The 6,750-nt window shown below is 62.6% G+C and carries 7 protein-coding genes and 1 pseudogene; 4 read left to right on the top strand and 4 right to left on the bottom strand.

Annotated features, from left to right (window positions below; translation table 11 throughout):
* Positions 1-280 (bottom strand): annotated as a pseudogene (locus tag RDN59_RS10670) (hypothetical protein); the annotation flags it as partial.
* 133 nt (positions 281-413) lie between these two features.
* Here RDN59_RS10670 and RDN59_RS10675 point away from each other — a divergent pair.
* Positions 414-1,247, top strand: a complete 834-nt coding sequence (locus RDN59_RS10675; protein WP_308607820.1) for a DUF1266 domain-containing protein — start codon at positions 414-416, stop codon at positions 1,245-1,247.
* 3 nt (positions 1,248-1,250) lie between these two features.
* Here RDN59_RS10675 and RDN59_RS10680 read toward each other — a convergent pair whose 3' ends face one another.
* A complete protein-coding gene (locus tag RDN59_RS10680) occupies positions 1,251-2,423 on the bottom strand; it encodes a lipase family protein (protein WP_308607821.1) in 1,173 nt (390 codons plus the stop codon).
* A 79-nt stretch (positions 2,424-2,502) separates the two neighbouring features.
* On the opposite strand from RDN59_RS10680, the gene RDN59_RS10685 reads away from it, so the two are divergent.
* A complete protein-coding gene (locus RDN59_RS10685; protein ID WP_080975064.1) occupies positions 2,503-2,673 on the top strand; it encodes a DUF4236 domain-containing protein in 171 nt (56 codons plus the stop codon).
* A 37-nt stretch (positions 2,674-2,710) separates the two neighbouring features.
* Here the strand turns inward: RDN59_RS10685 and RDN59_RS10690 are convergent, their stop codons facing one another.
* Positions 2,711-3,571: an A/G-specific adenine glycosylase gene (locus RDN59_RS10690; protein ID WP_308607822.1), complete on the bottom strand. Its 861-nt coding sequence runs from the start codon at positions 3,569-3,571 to the stop codon at positions 2,711-2,713.
* Positions 3,572-3,612: 41 nt separating this feature from the next.
* Between RDN59_RS10690 and RDN59_RS10695 the strand changes: the two genes are divergently transcribed.
* Together RDN59_RS10695 and RDN59_RS10700 are read left to right on the top strand one after the other, a co-directional pair.
* Positions 3,613-4,236, top strand: coding sequence for a carbonic anhydrase (locus RDN59_RS10695; RefSeq protein WP_070562329.1), 624 nt, complete (start codon positions 3,613-3,615; stop codon positions 4,234-4,236).
* Positions 4,237-4,350: 114 nt separating this feature from the next.
* Complete coding sequence (locus RDN59_RS10700) at positions 4,351-5,076, top strand: hypothetical protein (RefSeq protein ID WP_308607823.1); 726 nt, start codon at positions 4,351-4,353, stop codon at positions 5,074-5,076.
* Here the strand turns inward: RDN59_RS10700 and radA are convergent.
* On the bottom strand, positions 5,063-6,445 hold the full coding sequence (gene radA / locus RDN59_RS10705) for a DNA repair protein RadA (protein WP_308607824.1): 1,383 nt from the start codon (positions 6,443-6,445) through the stop codon (positions 5,063-5,065). The genes RDN59_RS10700 and radA overlap by 14 nt on opposite strands.
* Between the last annotated feature and the right edge of the window lie 305 nt (positions 6,446-6,750).

The raw sequence follows: 6,750 nt of genomic DNA on the forward strand, positions 1-6,750 counted from the left end.
AGGGCAGAACGATGACGTTACCGAGATTGTCGAGCTCTAGGAACTCAAAATGAGAGGGATCCTTTTTGTTGGCGGTCACGAGGATCCTACGGTTGGTGACAAACGCGGCGCCATCCACCCCGCTTGCTTTCGTAGCGGCGGCTTCCAAGACAATCTCGTCGACGCCAAGGCCTTCCACAACGGCTACTGCGGCAGCGTGCACAATCTCGGAATCGCCAGCACGTTTAAGTGCAGCGCCGAGATCTGGCCGGTCTGTCAATGCAATTTGGGGTCCTGTCATGCACACGAGACTAACAACACATCAAAAATAATGACTGGATGCGCTGAATCATGCCGAAGAGCGCCCCCTAGCAAAGGGGTGATAGAAGGGGTGTCACGGATGCACGCTAGGAACCTCGGTACTTTGTGACGGTATGAGTCCTACGTTCACGCCAGCAAAGTTTGATGATACTTGGATCTACCGCCTTACAAAGTTCCCGTGGCCGGAACCGGCGCCGAGCAAAGATGAAGTGCGCCGCCACTCGTGGGGAATGACGTACAAGAGCAATAGGGCGTTTGCGACCCCGCTAGGGGTTGAGAACATCAACGCAAGGGCGGCCAAGTACTACAAAGCATCTCTCGAGCAAAACTGGGGGGTCACCGGTGCCCAGGAAGCGCATCAGGTTATCGATGCCCTACTCGAGGGTGATCAGCACCTAGAAAATGACTTGCTTTTGCCGCTCGCATACGCCGTGAAGGACATCCCCGAGCGCGAGCTAGATGCGGAAGTGGAGGAAAGGGTCGAGTTCCTCAAAGACTTCTTTGTTGTCCAAGGTGTGGATCCGCGTCGTGGGGAACATAAGTTCCGCTACCTCGTACGGATGCTGCGCTCCGAAAACTTTGCCAAAGCAGCGGCTCCGGCACTACCCACCACTACGCGCGCATGGGACATAATCCGAATTCACAGCGTTGGTGGTCCGGCAACGGAGCTGGGATGGCTCTCTCCGGAAGAGTTTCTTCAGATTTCAGATAAGGCCGTGGCGGCCCTGCAGCGCTACTTTGTGTCGTGGGCTGACGTAGCCGCAAGTTTCTGGTGGGGACGAATGATCTGGGCAAGCGACGGTGAGCCCGACGTTGCCGCTGCGATGAAGGACCAATCGCAACGGCTCACCGAGTTGCTCGCACACAGTGATTCACCTTGGGTGCGCGTGCCCCTGCACGACATTGCCGCCGAGGAGCCATTTTCATCCCTGGACGGTCTGCACTAGGACTTAGGAAGCTTGGCAGTTTGACGGTGCGGGGACGTCGCGGAAGCGGTCGATGAGGTAGTTCGTGCCCTGCAGGACCGAGCGGACCGTGGGCGCGGCGTGGTTGGTGCCCGAGCCCGGGCTCACGTTGACCGCCCGGGCGTCCTCAAAGTAGACGGTGCCACCTGCTGCGCAGAAGTCGTCGGCCATGCGGCGCGCTTGCTGGTAGGGGATGATGTCATCGGTCGGGGAGTTGACCACCATCATCGGGGCATTGAGAGCACGCTGGCCGAGGCGCTGCTCGTGCAGCATGCGGGAGGCCACCGGCTTGCGGCGCAGGAGCTCGGCGAAGGATTCGCCGCTCGTGGTCAGCTCACTGGTTCGAACATTTCCCCAGGTAGACATCGATTCGCGCAAGCAAAAGGTGGCGGCGTCGGCGAGGAATTTGTGGCCGCGCGGATTCATCTCACCGATGATCTCCCGGGAGAACTCTGGGCTGCGCTCCGCAAAACCATTGATGGCGTAGCCCAACACGTGAACGAGGGCTGAGCCGTCGACCGCCTGCATCACCTCGAAGAGGTCCGCTGGCGGTGCGCCAGCGAAGGTTCCCTTGACGTTGAGCTCGGGGGCGTAGCTAGCGGCGTATTCGCCTGCAGCGGCAGCTGCACCGCCGCCTTGGGAATAGCCGACAAATCCCACGGGGGAATCGGAGGGAGCACCGGCGAGCCGGAGCGCGGCGCGGGCGGCGTCAAGAACCGCGTGAGCCTCCTCGACGTTGTTGACATAAGAATGGTGCCCGGGGGTTCCGAGCCCGATGTAGTCCGTGACTACCACGCGCACGCCTTGGGAGGCCGCGTAGTTATAGACGCGCGCGGCCGCAGCTTCATAGCGCTGGTCAAGCCGGTTGCCGTCGGCGGCGAAGTGGGCTCGGGAAGGCGCGCACTGGTCGCCCGCCCCGCGAGTTCCTGGAGCGTAGACGATGGTGGGTCGCTCGCCTGGTCCGGTCCATGGTGCTAAGGGCTCGTAGACCATGCCGGTCACCGTGGTGGGGGCGCCATTCATGAGGGTGGAGGAATAAGAGATAACAGTGGCCTTAACGCCGGGTTGGTCTATCGGTGACGCCGATTGGACGCTGCCCGGCTCCACCGCGTGGGCGGCGGGCGATGCCAGAATCAGGGCAGCGGTGGTCGTTAGCACTGTTAACAGGGATTTTATTCGCACAAAGCTCAGAGTAGCCTGCGGCGTCGTGGTTCGCATCCGCGCTAAGCTGGCACGCATGGGAATCTATTATCGCAAGCGCAAGAAGACCGGAAAGAACAGCTGGATCAACCTCTCCGGCTCTGGTGCCTCGATGTCGACGAAGGTCGGCCCCGTGACGTTTAACTCCCGCGGCGGCATGTGGGTCAACCTGCCCGGCGGCCTGAATTTCCGGGGACGCTGGCGCTAATGACCACCCACCCCAGGCTGCATCGTGTCATATGTGCCTAGTGCGGCAGGTGGAACAAACCCTCGTCGTTGACATCCATCAACCCATCCTCGAGCAGTGAGGCCTGTGCGCGTGAACGCTGTGCTGTATCCGGCCATACCGCATCCAGGTCGGCTTGGGTAACTGGGTGGGGTGAGCCGCGGAGGACGTCGAGAAGCAGCCCTCGCACTTGCCGGTCCGTGCCGGTGAACTTTTGCACGCGCTTCTTGGCCCGCGCGGTCTCTTCTTCGCTGGGCTCCGGACAGCCCGCAAGCTGCCAAGCGCACGTGGACTTGATGGGGCAGGCAGCACAGTCGGGGTTCTTCGCCGTGCACACCAGTGCGCCGAGTTCCATGAGTGCGGCCGAAAAACGCGGACCGTTCTCGTCCGGAAGCAAGGCTTCTACCTGTGCCAATTCGCGTTTCGCGGGAGTCGGGGCAAGGAAGCGACCCTCCTCGGCGCGGGCGTAGACGCGGCGGACGTTGGTATCCACCACCGGAACGTTGTGGCCAAAATGGAAACAGGCCACGGCGCGCGCGGTGTACTCACCGATCCCCGGTAGCGCCAAGAGCTTGTCGACGTCCCCCGGGACCGGCCCTTCACCAATCTCCTTCGCGCATTCCCATAAGCGCAGTGCGCGGCGCGGGTAGCCCAGCTTGCCCCACGCGCGCAGGACATCCGCTTTGGAGGCCGCCGCGAGGTCCTGTGGGGTGGGCCAGCGGCGCATCCACTCCTCCCACTGCGGGGCTACGCGTGCGACGGGGGTTTGCTGGCTCATGACCTCGCTTAAGAGCACACCCCACGCCGAGGTACCCGGCCGGCGCCACGGCAGGGGGCGCTCATGAGCATCGAACCATTCCACGACAGCTTGGGTATCCATAGGCACCTCAGTGTAGGGCTCTGAGGACTAAGCTGAGAAACATGCCTCTAGCAAAAGTTCCTCAAAATCCACAGAAAGTGTGGGAAGCCCTTCAGCAAGGTAATCAACGCCTCGTAACGGGCAACCTCATTGCCGTCAACCAGGATGCGAAGCTGCGCGCTGGCTTGACCCAGGGCCAGGATCCGCGCGTCATCGTGTTGGCCTGCTCGGACTCCCGAGCGCCGATCGAGCACGTGTTCAACATTGGTTTCGGCGATGCTTTCGTCATCCGCACCGCGGGCCACATTTTGGACAGCGCGGTGATGGCCTCGCTGGATTATGCCCTAGAAAACCTCCACGCCAACCTGCTCGTTGTCATGGGGCATCAGTCCTGCGGTGCAGTGGGCGCGGCTAAGGACTTCCTGGATGGTGGCGAATTGCCCACGGGCCTGCAACGCCCAATCATCGAGCAAGTTGCCGCGGCCTCGATGGTGGCCAAGCGCGATGGCCGCGAAGACCGCGCTGACTTCGAGCGCGAAAACACCGCGCAGGTGGTTTCCCAGATCATCTCTGACATCCCGGCTGCACGCCGGCTTCTCGACGCCGGAACGCTCGGCATCGTCGGCCTGCGCTACCTCCTGGAGGATTCCAGCGTGGAGACCGTCGTCCTGCACGGCGTTCACTAGGCTCGCCGACTGGTCCGGGCACTGAGCGGGGACTAAGCGCATAGAAGTCGCTGCTCAAGACACGCGGCCCCGGGCTGGCCCGGGTTGAGCTCGAGTCCCCTTAAACTAAGAGCTGTGACTGAGCCATCCCGTACCCCGAAGCAGCTGCCGCGAGAGATTTACCTGCGTCGCCGAATCGCCGCGCTCGTGGCGATTCTGGTACTCGTGGTTATCCTTATTTGGGCTGCCACCGCGCTCTTTAGCGGTTCGAAGGAGGACCCGGGAGCCGAGTCGCAGCAGGCGGCGGCGTCGGGCACTCTGACTCCGTCGGAGGATGCAACCTCGGCGGTGGAGACGACCGAGTCCACCGCGTCTGAGGAATCCACCGAGCCCGAGGCGGGGGAGGCGGATAAAGAAGAACCGACCTCCGAGGAAAAGCCAGCTGAGCTCACCGTTGATCCATCCAAGACAACGTGTACCCTCCAGGACCTTAAAGTGATGGCCAAGACCAACGAGGACAGCGTCCCCGCCGGTAAGATGCCAACCTTCTACTTGGAGGTATTCAACCCGACGACGGAGGACTGCTCTATCGATCTCGATGAAGAGCAGCTGCGTTTCGAGGTTTACAAGATGGGCTCCAACGAACGCGTGTGGTCCGATACCGATTGCTATGCCTCAGTGGAAACCGGCAAGCAGACTTTCAAGTCCGGTGAGACGCGCTACTTCCAGGCGGATTGGTCCCGCAAGCGTTCCGAGCCGGGCAAGTGCACCGAGCGCGAGGAAGCCGAGCCAGGCGCTTACTTCCTGCATACCGTCATCGGGGAAAACTACTCCCCAGCGTTGCCGTTCAACTTGCTTTAAGCGCTGCAATCGCCTCGCTCAGCGTTGCGGCTTGGCGCACCTGCATGCTACCGCCGACCTCCACCTTTCCGGGAGGGACGATGGCGTAGCGGTAACCCAAGCGGGACGCTTCTGCCAAGCGGCGGTCCAGGTTCGGTACGCGGCGAACTTCGCCGGCCAGGCCCACCTCACCGATGACCACCGTCTTCGGTGGTAGCGGCTGCTCGTGCAAGGAAGACCACGTGGCGAGCGCTACGGCGAGATCCGTCGCCGGCTCTTGGATCTTCATGCCGCCCACCGTGGCCACGTAAGCGTCTTTGTCGTTGGTGCGTTCACCGGCCCGGGCCTGCAGTACGGCGAGCACCATCGGGACACGGTTGGCATCGAGCCCCGTGACCACGCGCCGCGGGTTCTTCGCCACGGGGTCGACGGTCAGCGCCTGCACCTCGGCCAGGATGGGGCGCACACCATCCATGGCGACGGTCACCGCCGAGCCGTCTGGGGTGCTGCCGCGGTGGGAGAGGAAGAGGCCGGAAGGGTCCGCCACCTCCCGGATGCCAGCGGCGGTTTGCTCAAAACAGCCCATCTCATCGGTGGCGCCGAAGCGGTTCTTGAGTCCCCGGAGCAGACGCAGGGAGGATTGGCGGTCACCTTCAAAGTTCAACACGACGTCCACGAGGTGCTCGAGCACGCGCGGGCCAGCGACGTTGCCGTCCTTGGTCACGTGTCCGACGAGGAGGATGGGGATTCCGGTGGTTTTGGCCAGCGTGGTCAGGGCTGCGGTCACCGCACGCGACTGTGCCACGCCACCGGCTACGCCCTCCACCCCGGCTGCGTGCATGGTTTGGACGGAGTCCACGATGAGGAGGCTGGGCTTGAGCTGCTCGACGTGACCAAAGACGACATCCAAATTCGATTCGGCCGCGAGGTAGAGCGTCTCGTGCAAGGCCCCAGTGCGCTCGGCTCGGGCGCGGACCTGCCCGGCGGATTCCTCGGCCGTGGCATAGAGGGCGGTGCGGCCCAGCTGTGCCCAGCGGGAGGCGACCTCCAATAACAGAGTAGATTTTCCGACTCCCGGCTCACCCGCCATGAGCACCACCGAACCGGGAACGATGCCGCGGCCAAGAACCCGGTCGAGCTCCCCGATGCCAGTGTTGAGGGCCTTCGTGGCGGCAGCGCCCACCTTCGTAATCGGAACCGCTGGGCTCGTCGGCGTTAGGCCGGTTGGTCGGCGCCCAGATACAGCGGCCTGGGCCGCGGTGCTGCTTTCTGACGCCGCGGTTTCCTGCAACGTTCCCCATGAACCGCACTCGGGGCAGCGGCCGAGCCACTTGGGGGAGACGAAGCCGCATTCGGAGCACGTGTGGACGGGACGAACCTTTTTTGCCATGCCCATCACTCTAGTAAGCGGTGTGGACATTCATGTCGCGGGCAGGATCGCACACCTTTTCATCGTGCGAGATATGTACAGTGGCGTTACAGTGTTAGCCAGGTTACATCTTGTGTGTGCCTGCCCCTCTTCATCCCCGTCCGATTCCTCACAACAAGAGGGTATTTCCATGAAGATTCGTCGTACCCTCGTTGCTCTGGCCGCTGCTACCTCCCTGGCTGTAGCCGGCGCCCCGGCCGCTTCCGCCGCTACGTACCCGGAACCGCTCAACCAGGTTATGGATGAGATGGTGAAGTACGGCGGCC

This window comes from uncultured Corynebacterium sp. (assembly GCF_902489365.1).
Taxonomy (GTDB): domain Bacteria; phylum Actinomycetota; class Actinomycetes; order Mycobacteriales; family Mycobacteriaceae; genus Corynebacterium.